Source organism: Bacillota bacterium, assembly GCA_012518215.1.
Taxonomy (GTDB): domain Bacteria; phylum Bacillota; class Dethiobacteria; order DTU022; family PWGO01; genus JAAYSV01.
This window is the reverse complement of the sequence record JAAYSV010000020.1, coordinates 14,528-32,112: the sequence shown is the minus strand read 5'-3', so window position 1 is coordinate 32,112 and position 17,585 is coordinate 14,528. Positions and strand designations below refer to the sequence as shown.

15 protein-coding genes are annotated in these 17,585 nt (G+C 53.2%); 1 reads left to right on the top strand and 14 read right to left on the bottom strand.

Going from position 1 to position 17,585, the window contains the following annotated elements; translation table 11 throughout:
• Window positions 1–5 precede the first annotated feature (5 nt).
• The 6 genes from rapZ to uvrB form a co-directional block, all read right to left on the bottom strand.
• On the bottom strand, window positions 6–866 hold the full coding sequence (gene rapZ, locus GX364_03775; protein NLI69973.1) for an RNase adapter RapZ: 861 nt from the start codon (window positions 864–866) through the stop codon (window positions 6–8).
• A gap of 220 nt (window positions 867–1,086) precedes the next feature.
• Window positions 1,087–1,827 (bottom strand): phosphatase, encoded by a 741-nt coding sequence (locus tag GX364_03770; GenBank protein NLI69972.1) that lies wholly within the window; start codon window positions 1,825–1,827, stop codon window positions 1,087–1,089.
• 37 nt (window positions 1,828–1,864) lie between these two features.
• Complete coding sequence (locus tag GX364_03765; GenBank protein ID NLI69971.1) at window positions 1,865–2,668, bottom strand: HAD family phosphatase; 804 nt, start codon at window positions 2,666–2,668, stop codon at window positions 1,865–1,867.
• Between the two features lie 50 nt (window positions 2,669–2,718).
• Window positions 2,719–4,593 carry an excinuclease ABC subunit UvrC gene (gene uvrC / locus GX364_03760; GenBank protein ID NLI69970.1) on the bottom strand — a complete coding sequence of 625 codons (1,875 nt, stop codon included), beginning with the start codon at window positions 4,591–4,593 and terminating at the stop codon, window positions 2,719–2,721.
• Complete coding sequence (gene uvrA / locus GX364_03755; GenBank protein NLI69969.1) at window positions 4,583–7,459, bottom strand: excinuclease ABC subunit UvrA; 2,877 nt, start codon at window positions 7,457–7,459, stop codon at window positions 4,583–4,585. Before uvrA ends, uvrC begins: the two co-directional genes overlap by 11 nt.
• Window positions 7,456–9,444 (bottom strand): excinuclease ABC subunit UvrB, encoded by a 1,989-nt coding sequence (gene uvrB, locus GX364_03750; GenBank protein ID NLI69968.1) that lies wholly within the window; start codon window positions 9,442–9,444, stop codon window positions 7,456–7,458. The genes uvrA and uvrB overlap by 4 nt, the downstream gene beginning before the upstream one ends.
• 219 nt (window positions 9,445–9,663) lie before the next feature.
• On the opposite strand from uvrB, the gene GX364_03745 reads away from it, so the two are divergent.
• Complete coding sequence (locus tag GX364_03745) at window positions 9,664–9,843, top strand: hypothetical protein (protein NLI69967.1); 180 nt, start codon at window positions 9,664–9,666, stop codon at window positions 9,841–9,843.
• Between the two features lie 9 nt (window positions 9,844–9,852).
• Here GX364_03745 and GX364_03740 read toward each other — a convergent pair whose 3' ends face one another.
• From GX364_03740 to ilvC, 8 genes are all read right to left on the bottom strand, one after another.
• Window positions 9,853–10,062 carry a hypothetical protein gene (locus GX364_03740; protein ID NLI69966.1) on the bottom strand — a complete coding sequence of 70 codons (210 nt, stop codon included), beginning with the start codon at window positions 10,060–10,062 and terminating at the stop codon, window positions 9,853–9,855.
• A gap of 58 nt (window positions 10,063–10,120) precedes the next feature.
• Complete coding sequence (locus GX364_03735; protein ID NLI69965.1) at window positions 10,121–10,690, bottom strand: TMEM165/GDT1 family protein; 570 nt, start codon at window positions 10,688–10,690, stop codon at window positions 10,121–10,123.
• 54 nt (window positions 10,691–10,744) lie between these two features.
• A complete protein-coding gene (locus tag GX364_03730) occupies window positions 10,745–12,043 on the bottom strand; it encodes a PDZ domain-containing protein (protein NLI69964.1) in 1,299 nt (432 codons plus the stop codon).
• A gap of 23 nt (window positions 12,044–12,066) precedes the next feature.
• The gene (locus tag GX364_03725) at window positions 12,067–13,497 is read right to left on the bottom strand and encodes a S41 family peptidase (protein NLI69963.1); all 1,431 of its coding nucleotides are present in this window, start codon (window positions 13,495–13,497) and stop codon (window positions 12,067–12,069) included.
• A gap of 132 nt (window positions 13,498–13,629) precedes the next feature.
• Window positions 13,630–14,790, bottom strand: a complete 1,161-nt coding sequence (locus GX364_03720) for a peptidoglycan DD-metalloendopeptidase family protein (protein ID NLI69962.1) — start codon at window positions 14,788–14,790, stop codon at window positions 13,630–13,632.
• 26 nt (window positions 14,791–14,816) lie between these two features.
• A complete protein-coding gene (locus GX364_03715; GenBank protein NLI69961.1) occupies window positions 14,817–15,695 on the bottom strand; it encodes an ABC transporter permease in 879 nt (292 codons plus the stop codon).
• Complete coding sequence (gene ftsE, locus GX364_03710; protein NLI69960.1) at window positions 15,685–16,368, bottom strand: cell division ATP-binding protein FtsE; 684 nt, start codon at window positions 16,366–16,368, stop codon at window positions 15,685–15,687. The genes GX364_03715 and ftsE overlap by 11 nt, the downstream gene beginning before the upstream one ends.
• A 180-nt stretch (window positions 16,369–16,548) precedes the next feature.
• Window positions 16,549–17,550, bottom strand: a complete 1,002-nt coding sequence (ilvC, locus tag GX364_03705; GenBank protein ID NLI69959.1) for a ketol-acid reductoisomerase — start codon at window positions 17,548–17,550, stop codon at window positions 16,549–16,551.
• Window positions 17,551–17,585: the final 35 nt, after the last annotated feature.

Here is a 17,585-nt window from a genome sequence, read left to right as displayed (position 1 = left end):
ACCCTTTATTTGTCAATATCCCGATGTTCGATTGCCAGGGAACAACCTTCCTGCTGCAGAAAATGGAAGAGTTCATTGGCAATCGTCACCGAACGATGCCGTCCCCCCGTACAGCCAATCCCGATGATCAGGTGGCTCTTCCCCTCGCTGACATAATGTGGGATCAGAAACGTCAACATCTCCCCGAGTTTTTGCAAAAAAATCCTGGTGATCGGCCATTTGCACACATAATCCTTGACCGCCGTATCGTTGCCCGTCAAGGGTTTGAGGTGTTCAACATAATGGGGATTGGGCAGAAAGCGAACATCAAAAACCAGATCACAATCTGAAGGTATTGAATGTTTGTACCCGAAAGAAACAAGCGTCACCTGCAAGCTCTTCTCCCGCCGATTTTCAGCATAGAGGGAGATGATCCTGTCACGGAGTTCGTTGGGAGTCAGGAATGAAGTATCGATGATACTGGTAGCCTTACCCCTTATCTCACTCAGTATCTTGACCTCTTTGCCAATTGACTCCAGGATAGTGCTCTTCTTCAAAGGATGACGTCGCCGCGTCTCCTTGTATCTGCGCACCAGCACATCACTGGAAGACTCGAGAAACAGTATCTTGTAGCGGAAACCGTCCGCCTCCAGTTCGGCCAGGCTTTCAAAGAGGTGTGTGAAAAAGTCACGCCCACGAACATCACAGACGAGGGCAACCCGATTTACTTTCCCTTCCGATTGGAGGCACATCTCCGCAAATTTGGGAATCAGGAGCGGGGGAAGATTGTCCACACAGAAATAACCCAGATCCTCGAAACAATTCACCGCGCAGCTCTTTCCAGCCCCGGAAAGGCCGGTGATAAGAACGAATTGTATATCGTTCACCTTTCTTTCCCCCCGTTCAATATGATTTCAGGCGCAAAGCCCACATGCATACATACTGCAACACCAGCTTCCAGCCCTGTTTTTATCGAACCCCGTCAGCCACATGCGCTTTGAAAATTTTCCCCGCTTGCCGTAATCCGATGGGCCAGCCAACGGGATAGAGATCGGCCCCATTCATACTCATGCAGTGCCGCCTCTGCCTTTCCTTCTCCAGGAGCCATCAGAAAGCCTTCTGATACCATTGTTCCTTCATGCAACGGCGTTTCTCCACATAATCAACAACCCGGGCAGCATCCATATTGATAATCTGTCCCCCGGGTACCCCGGCTTCTTTCAACAATTCCAGGGCACTGTCCAGACAGCCAACATCTTCGGAAAAATGGGCATCGCTATTGGCTGCCACCAGACAGCCCTGTGCTCTCGCCAGGGTTGCAATCCGCAGGCAATTTTCCCGGCTTCCGGGACGTACCGCAAATGAATTGTTGTTGATCTCGATCAGCTTGCGTTCTTCCCCCGCTTTCAGAACCAACTCTTCGGCATCGATGGCAAATTCCGGGTTGCCCGGATGCACGACCCCGTCCACCAGGGGATTGTCCAGCGCTTTAACCAGGGCCCCGGTATTTTCGGCACGGCTGCCGGGCCGGATACAGGGTTGATGCAAACCTGCCCAGACCAGATCCAGCCTCCGAAGGTAAAAAACAGAGAGGTCAAGCTCCCCATCAAAGTTGATGATGTTGGCCTCCACGCCGGAAAGAACCCGAACTCCCTCTATATTTTGCGGCAGTACTTGCAGGTTCCCGAAATAGTAACGGTGAGGCCCCCCGGGCATGGCCGGCCCGTGATCGGTGATAGCCACCAGTTGCAGCCCTTTCCGCGCCGCCACGGCGCATATCTCGTTCACGGTGCTGTATGCATGCCCACTGGCCACCGTATGAACATGCAGATCCGCATCAATTTTCATTTCTGCCAACTGCCTGTCTCCCCCTGGCCACAACCGGTCAGATAATATAATTCTCTATCGCTTCCGCTACCCCGTCCTCGACGTTGGATCCGGTAACCAGATCGGCCACCTCCTTGATCACGGGCGGCGCATTATCGACCACGACCCCCAGGCCAACATACTCGAGCATGTCTATATCATTGTAACTATTGCCAAAAGCCGCTATCTCCTCGGCTTTTATCCCCATCTTTCCTGCCAGGAATTCCAGGGCCTGCCCCTTGGTTGCCCTCGGGTGTGTAACTTCCAGGAAATAGCCGAGTGATTTGGTTACCACCAGGCGGCGCCCATATTTTTCTTGCAGGAATGATTCCATCCGCGCCAGATTGCCATCGAAATCGATGATTGACAGTTTTGTCGGGCTTGTACCGGTATTTTCCAGGTATCTGTGCAAGCTGCCCACCGGTTTAACTTCCACGGCGGCGATTTTCTGGTAAAGGCGCGAGAACTGACCCTCTTCCTTGATATGAACCTGGTCATCCGCATAGAGATTGACATGATAACCAAATTCCTCCGCTGCCTCCACGATCGGCAGGGCCATCTCGTAATCGATGGGATAATGATAAAGATCCTCCCCTGTTTCAACCGCCCTGACCATCGCTCCGTGATAGACGATCACCGGCTCCCTGATTTTCAACCGCTTGATGTAAGGCAAGCTGGACCTGAACATCCTCCCCGTAGCTATCGTCGCCTTGATCCCTCTGTCCTGTGCTTTCTTTATCGCCGAAAGATTCCTTTCGGATATCTCGAAATTCTGACCCAGGAGGGTCTCATCCAGATCCATTACTATGAGACGATAAGCCATACCCAAACCCCCAGTTTCATTCATGATTCAATTAATTATATCATATCGTTTCACTGCCGATGCAGGAAATCATAAACTGCCCGGGAGAGTTCCTTGCCGAAACCCTTGACCCTGCGGATCTCTTCCGGTGAAGCCTTCAGCAAAGCTCCCATCCCCCCGAAATGGCGAAGAAGTTCCGCTTTCCGTTTTTTGCCGATGCCCGGAATACGGTCCAGGGAGGAAAGCAGGGCCTCCTTGCCCCGGACCCGGCGATGGTAGGCCAGTGCAAAACGGTGGGCCTCGTCTCTGATCTTGCGCAGCAAGTTCACCGCCGGGTTTTGAAGGGGAAGGTGCAGCGGTTCTTTTTCCTCGGGAAGGTAGATTTCTTCTTTTTTTTCTGCAAGGGCAATGGCGGACACATCACCCCACCCTTTCTCCCGCAAAATACCCGTCAAGACATTCAGCTGGGCTGCTCCCCCATCCACCATGATCAGATCCGGTCGTGGCATCTCCCCATGTTCCATCCTGCGCCGCAATACCTCCCTCAAGGATCTACAATCGTCACCCCCGTATTCACCGCGCAAACGGAAACGCCGATAACCATTTTTGAAAGGCGCCCCCTCCTGGAATACAACCATTGAACCGACAGCTCCACCACCCTGCAAGTGTGAAATATCGTAACCCTCCAGCCGCGACAGGTTTTCCCGTTGCACTATTTTGCCCAATGCAGCCAGGGACCGCCGCCTTTCCTCCTCCCTCTCCGGCCGTACGCCTTTCCGGGCTTTCTCCCTGGCAAGAAGATACCCCTCGTGAACGCATCTTTCCAGTAGATCCCGGCGGAAACCGCGCCGGGGAAGGACTATTTTTACTTTCAGATCGTATATCCGGTGAAGCCATTGTTCCAGAAGTTCCATATCGTCGGGCCGGTGCGAAACGATGATCTCCGCGGGCAGAAGCACCCCACGGCTGTAATAATTTTTGATGAACCCGCCCATTATTTCCGCTTCGGGCATCCCCCCGGCCCCCTTCAACACGAAATGTTCACGCTCCTTCATACGCCCCTCACGGATACGGAACATGTAAACCGAAATCGTGGATGCCGGCTCTGCCCCCGCTGCCTCTTCCATATTTATCAGAGCCAGGATATCATAATCGCCCGAAGGCAGAGCCAGCACTTTCTGATTGTCGAGAGCCCGGCGCAGGTCATGGAGGCGGTCACGATGGACCATGGCCGTCTCGAAATCCAACCTGGCGGCGGCATCGTGCATCTGCGCCTCGATCCTTCCCAGCAGATCGCCCTGCTTCCCCTCCATGAAAAGAATGACCTGGTTGACCAGAGCCCGATATTCTTCGGGGGGTACAGCTTCGTTCCCACGGCAAGGGCCGAGGCAACGTTTCATCTGGTAATTCAAACAGGGGCGGCCTCGTTCAGTCCCATCCAGGTCCTGGCGGCAACTGCGCAGAGGAAATATTTTATCCAGAAAACGCAACGTACGGCGAAGGGCGCGGGCTTCGGTATAAGGGCCGAAATAGATGGGCTCATATGCGCCATGCCGCTTCTCGTCTTCCAGGGGTAATCTTACCATTTCCAACCGCGGGTAAAGCTCCGGTGTAATCCGGGCGTAGGGGTAAGACTTGTCGTCCTTCAGGCTGATATTGTAGCGGGGCTGGTACTCCTTGATAATCTGATTTTCCGTGATCAGGGCCTCCATCTCCGTGGAAGTCAAGATGTAATCGATCTCCTCTATCCGGGAAACAAGCAGTTGCTGACGGGCACCGATGTTGCGCCTGAAGTACGAATTTACCCTGGCACGGAGATTCCGTGCCTTGCCCACGTAAATCACCCGGCCCGCCCTGTCCTTCATCAGATAGACGCCGGGAAGGGTGGGGAACTGTTTTATCTTCTCGAGCAGCGGGAGCCTCGCCGCCTGCCGTTCATCGCTCACGGTCGATCACCCGCCTGTCCATCGACCCCGGGGATGAAGAAGTTTCACCCGCATAAAGGACCCGGCGCAGGTAACGCCCGGTATGAGAATGATCCAGGTCGGCTACTTCCTCGGGGGTCCCCTCGGCCACGATCTCTCCCCCCTCGGCGCCTCCTTCCGGGCCAAGGTCAATCAGATGATCCGCCCTTTTGATTACTTCCATGTTATGCTCGATTACCACCACGGTATTGCCGGAATCGACCAGCTTTTCAAGGACCATCAACAATTTGCGTATATCATCGATATGCAACCCCGTGGTGGGCTCATCAAGAATATAGATGGTACGGCCATTGCTGCGGCGGGAAAGCTCCGTGGCCAGTTTGACCCTCTGTGCCTCGCCCCCGGAAAGAGTCGTGGCCGGCTGCCCCAGACGGATATACCCCAGTCCAACATCATCAAGCGATTGCAATCGGCGCTGCACACGGGGTATTGTCTTGAAAAGTTCCAGAGCCTCCTCCACGGTCAAGTTGAGAACATCGGCAATGTTGTGGCCTTTGAAATATACCTCCAGGGTCTCGCGGTTGTATCTCTTCCCGCGGCATACTTCACAGGGAACATAGACATCGGGCAAAAAATGCATCTCGATTTTCAGGATCCCATCACCGCGGCATGCTTCGCAGCGGCCCCCCTGGACATTGAAACTGAATCGGCCGGGACGGTATCCCCTCACCCGGGATTCAGGCATCTGGGAGAATAAGGTACGAACCCCATCGAACAACCCCGTGTAGGTAGCCGGGTTTGAGCGCGGCGTCCTTCCGATAGGCGATTGATCTATTTCTACCACTTTGTCCAGATGTTCCAGGCCCAGCAGGTTGTCATGCTCTGCCCCGCGCTCCCTGGCGTGGTGCAATCGCCGTGCCAGTTCGCGTGCCAGGATATCGTTGATGAGCGTACTCTTCCCCGAGCCCGACACGCCGGTTACACAGGTAAACAAACCGAGGGGAATCCTCACATTTATATTTTTCAGATTGTGGGCCCGGGCACCCTCCACAACCAGCCACCGGCCATCCTTGTCGCGGCGGCTTCCGGGCACCTCGATGCGGCTTCTCCCGGCCAGATAATCCCCGGTTACCGAACGCGGTGTCTCCATGATCTTTTTCAGCGGCCCCGCAGCCACGATTTCCCCCCCGTCCGCACCCGCTCCCGGTCCTATATCGACGACATGGTCAGCCGTCCTGATCGTCTCTTCATCGTGCTCCACTATTATGACCGTGTTATCCAGATCTCGCAGATCCATGAGTGTCTGCAACAGGCGCATGTTGTCACGCTGGTGCAGGCCGATACTGGGTTCGTCAAGGATATAGATCACCCCCGTCAATCCAGAACCTATCTGCGTGGCCAGGCGTATCCTCTGCGCCTCACCCCCGGAAAGGGTAGCCGCCGCCCGGTCCAGATTTAGATAATCAAGCCCGACATTGCGCAGGAAATTCAACCGGGAAGTGATCTCCTTCAACACCTGACGCGCAATTTTCGCCTCCCTCTCATCAAGAACCAGTGATCTGAAAAAGGCATCCGCTTCATTGACCGCACAGGCAGCAACCTCGGAGATATTCTTTCCATTTATGGTTACTGCCAAACTTGATTCTTTCAGGCGCCTTCCCCCGCAACCGGGGCAAAGGTGGGTGCTCATGTACTGGCCGAGTTCCTCCCGGATCTCTTCGGAAGTGGTCTCCCGGTAACGTGTGGAAAGAATGTTGATGACCCCCTGGAAGGCCATGCGGTAATTCCTGGTCCGCCCGTAGGTATTCACATAGCGGAAACTGATCGGCTCCGCGGAACCGTACAATATGATCTCCCTCTCCTCGTCGGAGAGTGAACTGAAAGGTGTATTCTCGTCTATATTGAAATGGTGCATCGCCGCTTTTAGAAGCCGCGAATAATATCGTGATCCCCAGTTCCACGGGTGCAGCGCCCCTTCGGCGACGGTGAGTTCCTCGTTGGGTACCACCTTTTCGGGATCAAATTCCATCTTCACACCCAGGCCGCTGCATTCGGGGCAAGCCCCGTACGGGCTGTTGAAAGAAAATGCCCGCGGGCTGATCTCCTCGAAACTGAAACCGCAGTCAACACAGGCAAACTTCTCGTGATAAAGACTCTCCTCCCCTCCGACCACCTGGACCTTGACCAGTCCATCGGAGAGTTTGAGTGCCGTCTCCAGGGAATCGGCCAGTCGTGTCTCGATCCCCTTGCGCATGACAATCCGGTCAACAACCACATCGATGGTATGGCGCTTGTTCCTGTCCAGAACAATATCTTCTTCCAGATCTTTTATCTCACCGTTGATCCTGACCCGCACGTACCCCTTGCGCCGCACATCCTCGAGTAGCTGCGCGTACTCGCCCTTTTTGCTGCGCACCAGTGGCGCCAATATCTGCAGCTTGGTCCCCTCCTCCATATGATCAAGAAGCTGATCGACAATCTGCTCCACGGTCTGGGGAGTGATTGGTTTATGACAATGCGGGCAGTGAGGCCTGCCGATGCGGGCGTACAGCAACCGCATGAAATCGTACAACTCGGTAACCGTTCCCACAGTCGAACGCGGGTTGCGCGATGCCGCCTTCTGGTCGATGGAGATGGATGGCGAGAGGCCTTCCAGAAGATCGACATCCGGCTTGTTGAGCTGCCCCAGAAATTGGCGGGCATAGGCGGATAGAGATTCGACATACCGCCTCTGTCCCTCCGCATAGATCGTATCAAATGCCAGAGATGATTTTCCCGAACCGCTCACCCCCGTGAACACGATCAATTTGTTACGGGGCAGGTCCAGATCTATGTTTTTCAAGTTGTGTTCCCGGGCTCCCCTGATGATAATCTTTCTGTTGTTCAACCCAGTATCGCTCCTTCCTCCAGCTCGAAAATCAAATCCCTGATCTCGGCTGCCTTTTCAAACTCGAGATCGCGGGCAGCCGTGTTCATCTTCCGGCGTAGATCTTTTATCAGTTGTTTTCTGTTGCCGGATTTCAGTTCGTCCCTGGTCGGCAGATAGGCGAGGCCCCCTTCCGTTTCGGCCAGGTGCGTGGCTTCAATGAGCCCATGTACCGCCTTCTTGATGGTCCGGGGTTTGATCCCGTATTTGCGGTTATGGTTCTCCTGTATTTTCCGGCGCCGCTCTGTCTCTGCAATCGCTCTTTCCATCGAAGCGGTGATCTCCCGCGCGTACATGATTACCTGCCCGTCAATATTTCGCGCCGCCCTCCCGAAAGTCTGGACCAGGGATCGTTCCGACCTGAGAAAACCTTCTTTATCGGCATCCAGTATGGCTACCAGTGACACTTCCGGCAGGTCCAGCCCCTCCCGCAGCAGGTTGATACCGATCAGGACATCGAACTCCCCCATTCTGAGCCCCCTGATGATCTCCATCCTCTCCAGAGCATTTATCTCCGAATGCATATAACGAACCCGCAGCTTCAGATCACTGTAATAGTCAGCCAGATCCTCGGCCATTCTCTTGGTCAGGGTCGTTACCAGTACCCGTTCATGACGTTGGACTCTTTTCTTTATCTCCCCGTACAGATCATCAACCTGCCCGTCAACGGGGCGAACCTCCACTTGCGGATCGACCAGGCCGGTGGGGCGGATGATCTGCTCCACGATCTGCGTACTTTCCTGAAGCTCGAAAGGGCCGGGCGTGGCCGACACGAAGATAGCCTGACCGACCAGGTTTTCAAACTCATCAAATTGAAGGGGACGGTTGTCCAGAGCCGAGGGCAGCCGGAATCCATGTTCCACGAGGGTTTTCTTCCGTGAATAGTCACCGGCAAACATCCCCCTGATCTGGGGTATGGAGATATGCGATTCATCGATAAACAAAAGAAAATCCGGCGGGAAATAGTCCATCAGGGTATTTGGCCTGCTCCCCGGAGGGCGCCCGTCAAGATGCCGTGAGTAATTCTCGACACCACTGCAGTAACCGGCCTCCATCATCATCTCCAGATCGAAGAGCGTACGCTGCTGGATCCGTTGCGCCTCCAGAAAAAGTTCCTTTTCCCGGTAATAGGCCAGCCTCTCCTGCAATTCTTCCTCGATGGACCCTACTGCCGCCTTCATCCTGTCACGGGAAGTCACGTAATGGCTGGCCGGAAAGATAGCCACGTGATCGCGTTCGCCAAGCACACGCCCGGTAAGGATGTCCACCTCACGAAGGCGCTCGATCTCATCGCCGAACAACTCAATCCTGATCGCCGCCTCCTGAAAAGAAGCCGGAATTATTTCGATGACATCCCCACGGACACGGAAACTGCCCCGCTGAAAATCCAGATCATTGCGAATGTACTGGTTTTCCACCAGGCGCCGCAATATTTCCTCACGGCTTCCAGACATCCCGCGCCGCAAGGAGATGACGTGATCGCGATATTCGGCAGGTGAACCGAGTCCGTATATGCAAGAAACGCTGGCCACGACGATAACATCCCTTCTTTCCAGTACCGCAGCGGTAGCCGAATGTCTGAGCTTGTCGATCTCCTCGTTGATCGAAGAATCTTTCTCGATGTAGGTGTCGGTCTGCGGTATATAAGCCTCGGGCTGATAATAATCATAATAACTGATAAAAAATTCCACGGCATTGTCGGGAAAATAAACCTTGAATTCACTGCAGAGCTGGGCAGCCAATGTCTTGTTGGGAGCCATCACCAGGGTCGGACGTTGTACCTTCTGGATGATGTTGGCCATCGTGAAAGTTTTTCCCGAACCGGTAACCCCCAGCAGTGTCTGGTATCGATCGCCGTTCTGCAAACCCAGGGCCAATTCGGCCACGGCCCGAGGTTGATCACCGCTGGGCAGGTAATCAGATTTGAGCTTGAAAGTTCCCTTCACCCCGGACAAATCCCCCTTCTTCCATCACCTGTCTATCCATCCCCTGATTATAACATAAAAACGCCAAAAATATTAACCACCCTGCTGCGAGCAAAATCAACTCCGCTACCATTTTCAGGTCGGGACAACCGGTTCCATGGCTTCGCCAAAAAATAATAGATAGTGCGATGTAACCCGGACGGTACAGCGTACCTTGATTCCAACAGGGGAAGGCTATCCTTGCAGGGAAGGGCAAGAAGCGATTGTAAACGCTTTGTTCCCATGGCGACAACGGGGAAAAGAGAAATCGTGAGCGTGGATGGGCAACGGCGGGTGAATGAATGCCATGGCCGACGAAGACGGGGAAACATGAACGGGACTGACGATGTGATGTCGCAGCCGGATGTTCACGGAAGGTGAAGGGCATTGCTATTTTTTGCGGAGGTCATCCAGGGTGTAAATCTCTTTTTGGGGAAGTGTCCGGGCCTTGCCCGGCAGATTCAAATCATCATTGACACTGTTGAGAATCTTCCTGGCCTGGTCAAGAAAGCTCAGGCTTTGCGCCAGGAGAAGATTGACCATCTTCATTTTCTCTTTTTGAATATCCAGGAACAGGCTCCCCGTATCCTTGGAAGGCATTACCAATCCCTCCATTCTTGAAGCTGATACCTTTATCTTTTACCAATGGGAAGCCAATTTATACCTGCGCCCTCGCGCCCAGGGAGAGCACGGCAATACCCACCACCAGAAACACCGCCGCGGATATGAAACGCAGCCACCTGTCGGGAAGCCGCGAAAGAAAGCGAGCCCCGAAGAATATGGCAATCAGGTGATTGGCCAGCATGGCCAGGATGGCACCGGCCAGAACCACCAGGGGACGGCCAAAACTGGCAGCCAGAAGCATCGCCGTGATCTGGGTTTTGTCGCCAAGTTCCGAGATAAAGATAAGCCCCACGGCGGGCCAGAATCCCGACTTCTTTTCGGTGGCGTGATCAACCGAACGTACGGGCACCAGGGCAGTCCACAACCCGATACAGATAAAGAATGCCCCGGAGAAGATGATGATAACTTCCAGGGGAATGTACCTGTAGATAACCCCGCCGGCCCCGACGGCCATAGCCTGGACAGCGGCCAGGCCCACCATCACCCCGGCCAGAACCTGCAATGGTGGATAGCGACAGGCCAGATTCATGGAGATAAGCTGGGTCTTGTCTCCAAATTCCGCCAGAAAGATGCTTGTAAATGAAGTGAAAAAAACAGCCAACATCGACACCATTCCTCCACATTTCCATTACCCCCGGCAGCAAAAAATACGGTCAGTTCATTTTCTTTCCCTTGAAAAATATTTTCTGATCTTCTGCACCAGTTTTGGTTTTCGAGCTTCCATGAAAATGGTGGTACGGGTATCGGGTACCGGTATCAAACCCCACCGTGGAGATGCCCGGCCGGGGCGGGTTCCTTCCACTCTGTCTTTTTTCAGAACGACGGTAATGACTCGTGATTCCCTTCTCACCGTAAGATGCACCAGAAAATAACTTTCATCGATAAGCCGTATCAGGTGTCGGCTGTCTTCCACCCTCTCCCCGTTTACCTCCTCGATAATATCCTCTGTAAGCAATCCCGCCCTGGATGCCGCCGAACCGGGATAGACAGCCAGCACCATCGTTCCCCTTTCCGGCAAGCTGAAACGCGCCGTCCTGAAAAACTCCAGACGATGCCCCAGGAAAACCACGAGTTCATGGCCGAGCGGTGCAAACAGGCAAGCAGGTACAATAAATGCCGGAAAATATTCGGCGGCCAGGGCCATGGCCATCAGGGCAACACTGTAGACACCCAGAAGACGGCCGGAGACGATGCTCTTCTCCCGGGGGGTCGAGGAGATGGTCAGATCGGCGTAGCCCAGCCCGGCCATTACCGGAATGAGCAAAAACAGGAGAGTTTCCGCCATCCCCGGTTCTATCCCTGCACTCAATATGGGCCACCAGTCGGGCATCTGAATCGAATTGCTCATCAGTTCCGAGGTGTCCGGTTGCAGGCTGGCAACCATGCCCACCAGGGGGACGGGCCAGAAACGCTGCAAAGAAAACCCCCCCACGACCTGTCCCGAGGGCGCTTTGAAATACACGGGGCTGTTGCCCCAATGGCCCCCTATGTAGATCAGCAGGGATTCTACCAGATGCAGGACACCAACGAGGATGAGCAGACCGGTCAGATTGATCTCCAGCAAGGAGGACACGAAAGCATTATCTGTGAATAAAGCAAAGTGACGGGTAATGAAATCGGCTATCAGCACCCCGACCGATACGATTCCCCCCGCATAGGCAAAACACAGAAAGCGAGGGTTGACCAACAACAGCAGGATCGCCACCGGCCAGATATATTCGATACCGATACTGTCGAGAGAAAGCCCCAGCACCAGCAGCACTACGCTGGCCAGAAACCCGCCCCCGCAACCCAGAAGCAGGGACCTCGCAACCTGTTCCCATATATTGTTCAAAGGCCTGCCAAAAAGGCGTTCCTCCATCCTGGCCGTGCGGCGATATTGAAAATAGACAATGACCATGACCAGCCAGAAAAGAGGATTGAACAAAAAATAAAAGAAAGTCCTGATCAACATCATGATTACATCCCCGAAAGGAAACATCAGCCCCGACTCCTGTCTTTTACGATCTGTACCGCTTTTTCAAACTGGCTATCTCTGTCTTTAATAACTTTATCCAGATCCCGGCGCAAATAGACCCACGTGGTATCATCAAATTTTCCGTGCGGGGAGAGGTCATGCCCCCGTTGAAACTTTTTCAATTCCTCCTCGGTAGCCCCGTCAAAGAAGCCGGACAATTTTATTTTGTAACCCAGAGTAACGAGCATCTCCTGCAGCAGATAAACCGAGGTGCCAAAATCCCCTTTTTCAAGTTTGCCGGGCGGCAGATGATAATAGTATTGGTAAATGGGTGGCAGATCGACATCAAAATCGGGCGTCAACCCCTCGCCGTGCAGGTCAAACCCGGAGGGAGTCACATATTTGGCCACCGTGTAGCGCAAGCCCTGCCCTTCCTCGAATGTTTCGAAGTTCTGAACAGTAGCCTTCCCGTAGGTCGGTTTTCCCACCAGAAGCGCCGCCTCGCGGTCCTTCAACGCACCGGCGATGATTTCTGCACCGCTTGCTGAACCGCTATTGATCAGCACAACCATCGGATAGCCCCTCGGCTCCGCATCGGAATAATAAATTTCTTTGACTGTCCCATCCCTTTCCACGATCCGGACGATCTCTCCCTCGGGAACCAGCACTCGTGCAATTTTCAGTGCTTCCATGAAGAGCCCCCCGGGATTGTCGCGCAGATCAAGAACCAGCCCTCGCAACCCATGCGCCTCGAATTTTTCCAGCATGGTTACAAACTCATGTCCGGTACCCCCGTCAAACTGACTGACCCTGATGCAGGCGATATCGTTATCCACCAGTTCGCCCGTAACCGTCCGGAAAGATATCTCTTCCCGTTCCATGGAAAACTCGATCTCTTTCTCGGATCCGGGCCGTTCGATCCCGATGACAATTTTTGACCCTGCCCTGCCACGTATAAGTTGTACAACCTTATCAACATCCCTGTTTTTGATGTCAATCTGATCAACATGGCGGATACGGTCACCCGGGTGTACCCCGGCCTTCAGAGCGGGGGACTCCGGCAGAACCTCCACCACCGTGATCCCCTCCCCCGTGTCCACGATACGCACTCCCACGCCCCCGAAAGAACCCTTCAGCAAGGAGAGGAGATCCTCTGTTTCCTCGTGGCCCAGAAAGGTAGTCTGGGGATCATTCAGCGCTCCGAGCATCCCCTCGATCGCTCCCTCAAGCAGTTCTTGCTGATCAAGTTCATCGATGTACCCCTCTTCCAGGATACCTACGATCCTGAACAACAAGCCATATTCGCTGTATTTTTCGTTGCCTTGCAGGGACCCGTCCGTTTCCACCGGACGTGTTGATTCTTGCCTACCAACAACCTTGTAGGTTACAAAGTTGCTGATGAGTAGCAGCGCCACCAGAAAAAGCACCGTATAAAAAAACCTGTTCTCTTTCAATTCGCAACACCGCCTGCTGTTGTACCCTGATAATTTAAAAAAAAGCCGGATCCTTGCTGAGTGTCTTCCCGATAACTCAATCGATCCGGTTTCCAACCAATATTGTCTGCCCCCGGCCGGAACAAACCCAAATCATAGGTAACCGTATGGATCCACCGGCACACCATCAATCCGCACCTCGAAATGCAAATGCACCCCGAAGCTATGGCCAGTATTTCCGGCCTTCCCGAGCGGGTCACCCCGGTTAACAGTCTGCCCCAACCTTACGCTGATGGAACTTAAATGTGCGTAGAGCGTGGTCATCCCCCCGCCATGGTTAACCATAACATAATTCCCGTACCCTTGCGAGCTGTGCACTACCTTGAACACCTCACCGCTTTCCGCTGCCAGAATGCGATTGGGCTGTCCGCCGGTTCCTATATCTATCCCCGTATGAGGCACTCCCCAGCGCATACCGAAAGGCGAGGTAAGATATGAATGACCCTCCACCGGCCAGAGCAGCGCTCCCGAGGGGCGTTGCCCCCCGCTGATGTTCATCCGCCTTATTTCATCTTCAATTTTTTTACTTGCTTCTTCAAGATCAGAAAGATGCTGGACTATCTTCTGTATTTCCTTGTTAAGTTCATTAAGAACACGGGAACGGGCTGCCACATTGCGGTCAGCTTCTTCCTTCTTGTCAGCCACCGAGCGGCGGGTGACCTCCAGTTCACCTTTTTTCTCCTCCAGTTCTTCTTTCTTGGCCGTGATGACCGCTTTTTCCTCCTCGACTTTCTCGATAAGCATCAGATCGTTATCGGCCAGGACCTTCAGATAATAAAACCTGGTCAACATGTCGGCAAAGGATGAAGACTCCAGCAAAGCCTCCAGATAGCTGATATTGCCCCGTTTGTAAATTACACGCAAGCGTTTGACAAGTAAGCCTTCCTGGTACTTCAGCCTTTTTTCGGCCTCTCTCAAATCATTTTCGGTGATCTTGATGTCTTTTTCCGTCGTACGGATCTCCCGGTTCAGCCTGCTCAATTCTATCCTGATCTGGCGCAACTCCCGGTCCAGATCATTCAGTTCTTCCTTGAGTTCCTCTTCCCGGCTCCGCTTGGCTTTGAGTTTCTCCTCCTGCGCCGCCTTCTGCGACTCGATCTTCTCCTGTTCCTGCCGGGCTTCACCGATACTTTTGTATTCATTGGCCCATACCGACGAAACCAGCAAACAGGTGGCCAGAATCATGACCAGCAAGATTACCACCGCTTTTGTACCTGTGCGGTTCAATCTGTAGTTCCATCCGGATCCGGTCATCCCCTGTCACCTCCTGCCAAACATCCCTACACCTTCAAGTAACGTCGAATAGACAACACACTGCCCACGATCCCCAGCCCGATGCCCATGGGAAAAACCAACCTGGCAACTTCGTTCATGGCCGTATGAAAAGGGACCATCGGCAAAAACGCAAGTTCGGTTTCGATACCCTCCAGAAGCAACTGGTAACCAAAATAAAGGCAGATCAAGGGTATTATCGTGCCCAGCAACCCCAGAAACAAACCTTCAAAAACAAACGGCAACCGGATAAACGAATCCGTGGCCCCCACATATTTCATGATCATGATCTCTTCGCTGCGCAACATCACCGTCATGCGTATGCTGTGAGAGATCAGGAATGTGGCCGTTACCGCCAGCAGAATCATCAAGGTCAACGCCGCGTACTGCAAGGCCCTGGTGAACTTGGTCAGCTTCTCGACCATCTCCTGATGGCAGACAATGTCTTCTATTGCCGATATTTTTTCCAGGTCCTTGATCAAGGCGGAAACCATCTCCGGCTTCCAGACCCTGATGATGTAGGAATCCTGTAGCGGATTCTCTTCGATGCCCTCCACATATTCCGGGCCGAGCATGTCTTTAAGTTCTTCGAGGGCTACCTCCTTGGTAACATAATCGGCCTCCCTGATCAACTCGTGTTCATCAAGGCTATTCTTCAGATTTCTTCTTTCAAGAGCAGAGGCATCGTCGTCGATAAAAACGACGATCTCGATCTGCTCCAGCAGGGTGCCCGACCAGTGTTCCACGTTCATGTTCAATAGAACAAAAATTCCGAATATCAACAGGGCTATGGCCACAACACCGATGGACGCCAGGCTCATCCATCCATTCCTGAACAAACCCTTGATAGCCTCACTGATAAAGTAGTAAATATTTCTAAGGAGCACGTAGATAGGCCCCCCTTGCCTCGTCGCCGATGACAATGCTTTTGTCAAGGTAGACTACCCTTTTTTGCAGCCTGTCAACGGCATCCCGATCATGAGTGGCAACGATAATCGTCGTTCCGTAACTGTTGATACTGCGCAATAAATTCATCAATTCGGCGGAATTGTCGGGGTCGAGATTGCCCGTGGGTTCATCGGCAAGGATCATCGATGGCTTGTTCACTATGGCACGGGCCAGGCCTACTCTCTGCTGTTCACCTCCTGAAAGATCCGTAACCAGAGACTTTCTTTTATGTTCCAGTCCCACAAGATCAAGCGCCAGGGGCACTCTCTTGTTGATTTCCCGGCCGGACACACCCGTTACCCGCATGGCAAAAGCTACATTTTCAAATACCGTTTTTCCTTCCAGCAGGCGAAAATCCTGGAAGACCATTCCCACGTTCCGTCTCAGCATTGAAACCTGGCTACGGCGCAAGCGGCTTATATTACGTCCAAAAACCTTCAGAATACCGGCTGTGGGCTGGATTTCCCTGATGATCAATTTCAACAAGGTTGATTTACCGGCGCCGCTCGGCCCGACGATAAAAACAAATTCCCCCCTGTTTATCGTCAAGTTCACCTGTGATAGTGCTGTTTTTCCGTTATATTTCTTTGTTAAATTGTAAGCCTCTATCATTGATCAGCAAACCCTCTGTGCAGAATGTTTCACTCCCCAGGGAACTACCTCCGGAAACAAATGGGCCATTGTACTCTAGCATATTCGACAATTTAAAATCCGATTCCTCCAAAATATATGAAGTTTTGTTAACACCCAACAATATTTGCATAATGATCGGGAACCAACGGAAGAACGCGATCATCCTTCTTCCTTGCTTATCCAGGGCATCATATCGCGGAGTTCCCGCCCTACCTTTTCCAGCAAATGGCGGCTTTCAATATCCCTCAGCATCTGGAACATGGGCAATCCGGCCTGATTTTCCAGGATCCATTCGCGAGCGAATGCACCGGATTGGATTTCCTGAAGAATCTTGCGCATCTCTTCTTTCCGGCCTTCATCGATGATGCGCGGACCGCGAGTAAGGTCTCCATACTCGGCTGTATCGCTGACCGAATATCTCATCCGGGAAATTCCCCCTTCATAGATCAGATCCACGATCAATTTGAGCTCATGCAGACACTCGAAATAGGCCACCTCGGGCTGATAACCGGCTTCAACCAGCATATCAAAAGAGGCCTTTATCAACGCCGTAACCCCGCCGCAGAGAACCACCTGCTCCCCGAAAAGATCCGTCTCCGTCTCTTCCTGGAATGTGGTCTCGATAACCCCGGCTCGCGTGGAGCCGATCCCCTTGGCATAGGCCAGAGCCAGGGGTTTGGTTTTACCGCTGTAATCCTGATGAACCGCCAGGAGGGCCGGCACACCCCTGCCTTCCTCGTACATTCTCCTCAGCAGGTGGCCGGGGCTCTTGGGGGCAATCATGAAAACATCGACCTCCCCGGAAGGAATGATCTGCCGGTAAAGGATATTGAAACCATGTGAAAAGCCCAGCGCCTTGCCCGCTTTCAGATGGGGTTTCACCTCACGGCGATAAACGGCAGGCTGGATGCTGTCCGGAATCAGAAACATGATGATATCGGCTTCTTCCGCGGCCTCGGAGACTGTCCTGACCTCCAACCCGGCGTCTGCAGCCTTCTTGCGGCTGCTACTTTCTTTGTACAATCCCACGACCACATCCACCCCGCTATCCTTGAGATTGAGTGCCTGTGCATGCCCCTGGCTGCCGTAACCCAGGATAGCTATTTTTTTCCCTTCCAGCATCCCCAGATCAGCATCCTGTTCGTAATAAGCTTTGACCATCATAAATACCTCCTGTTGTACATAGATTTTAACCC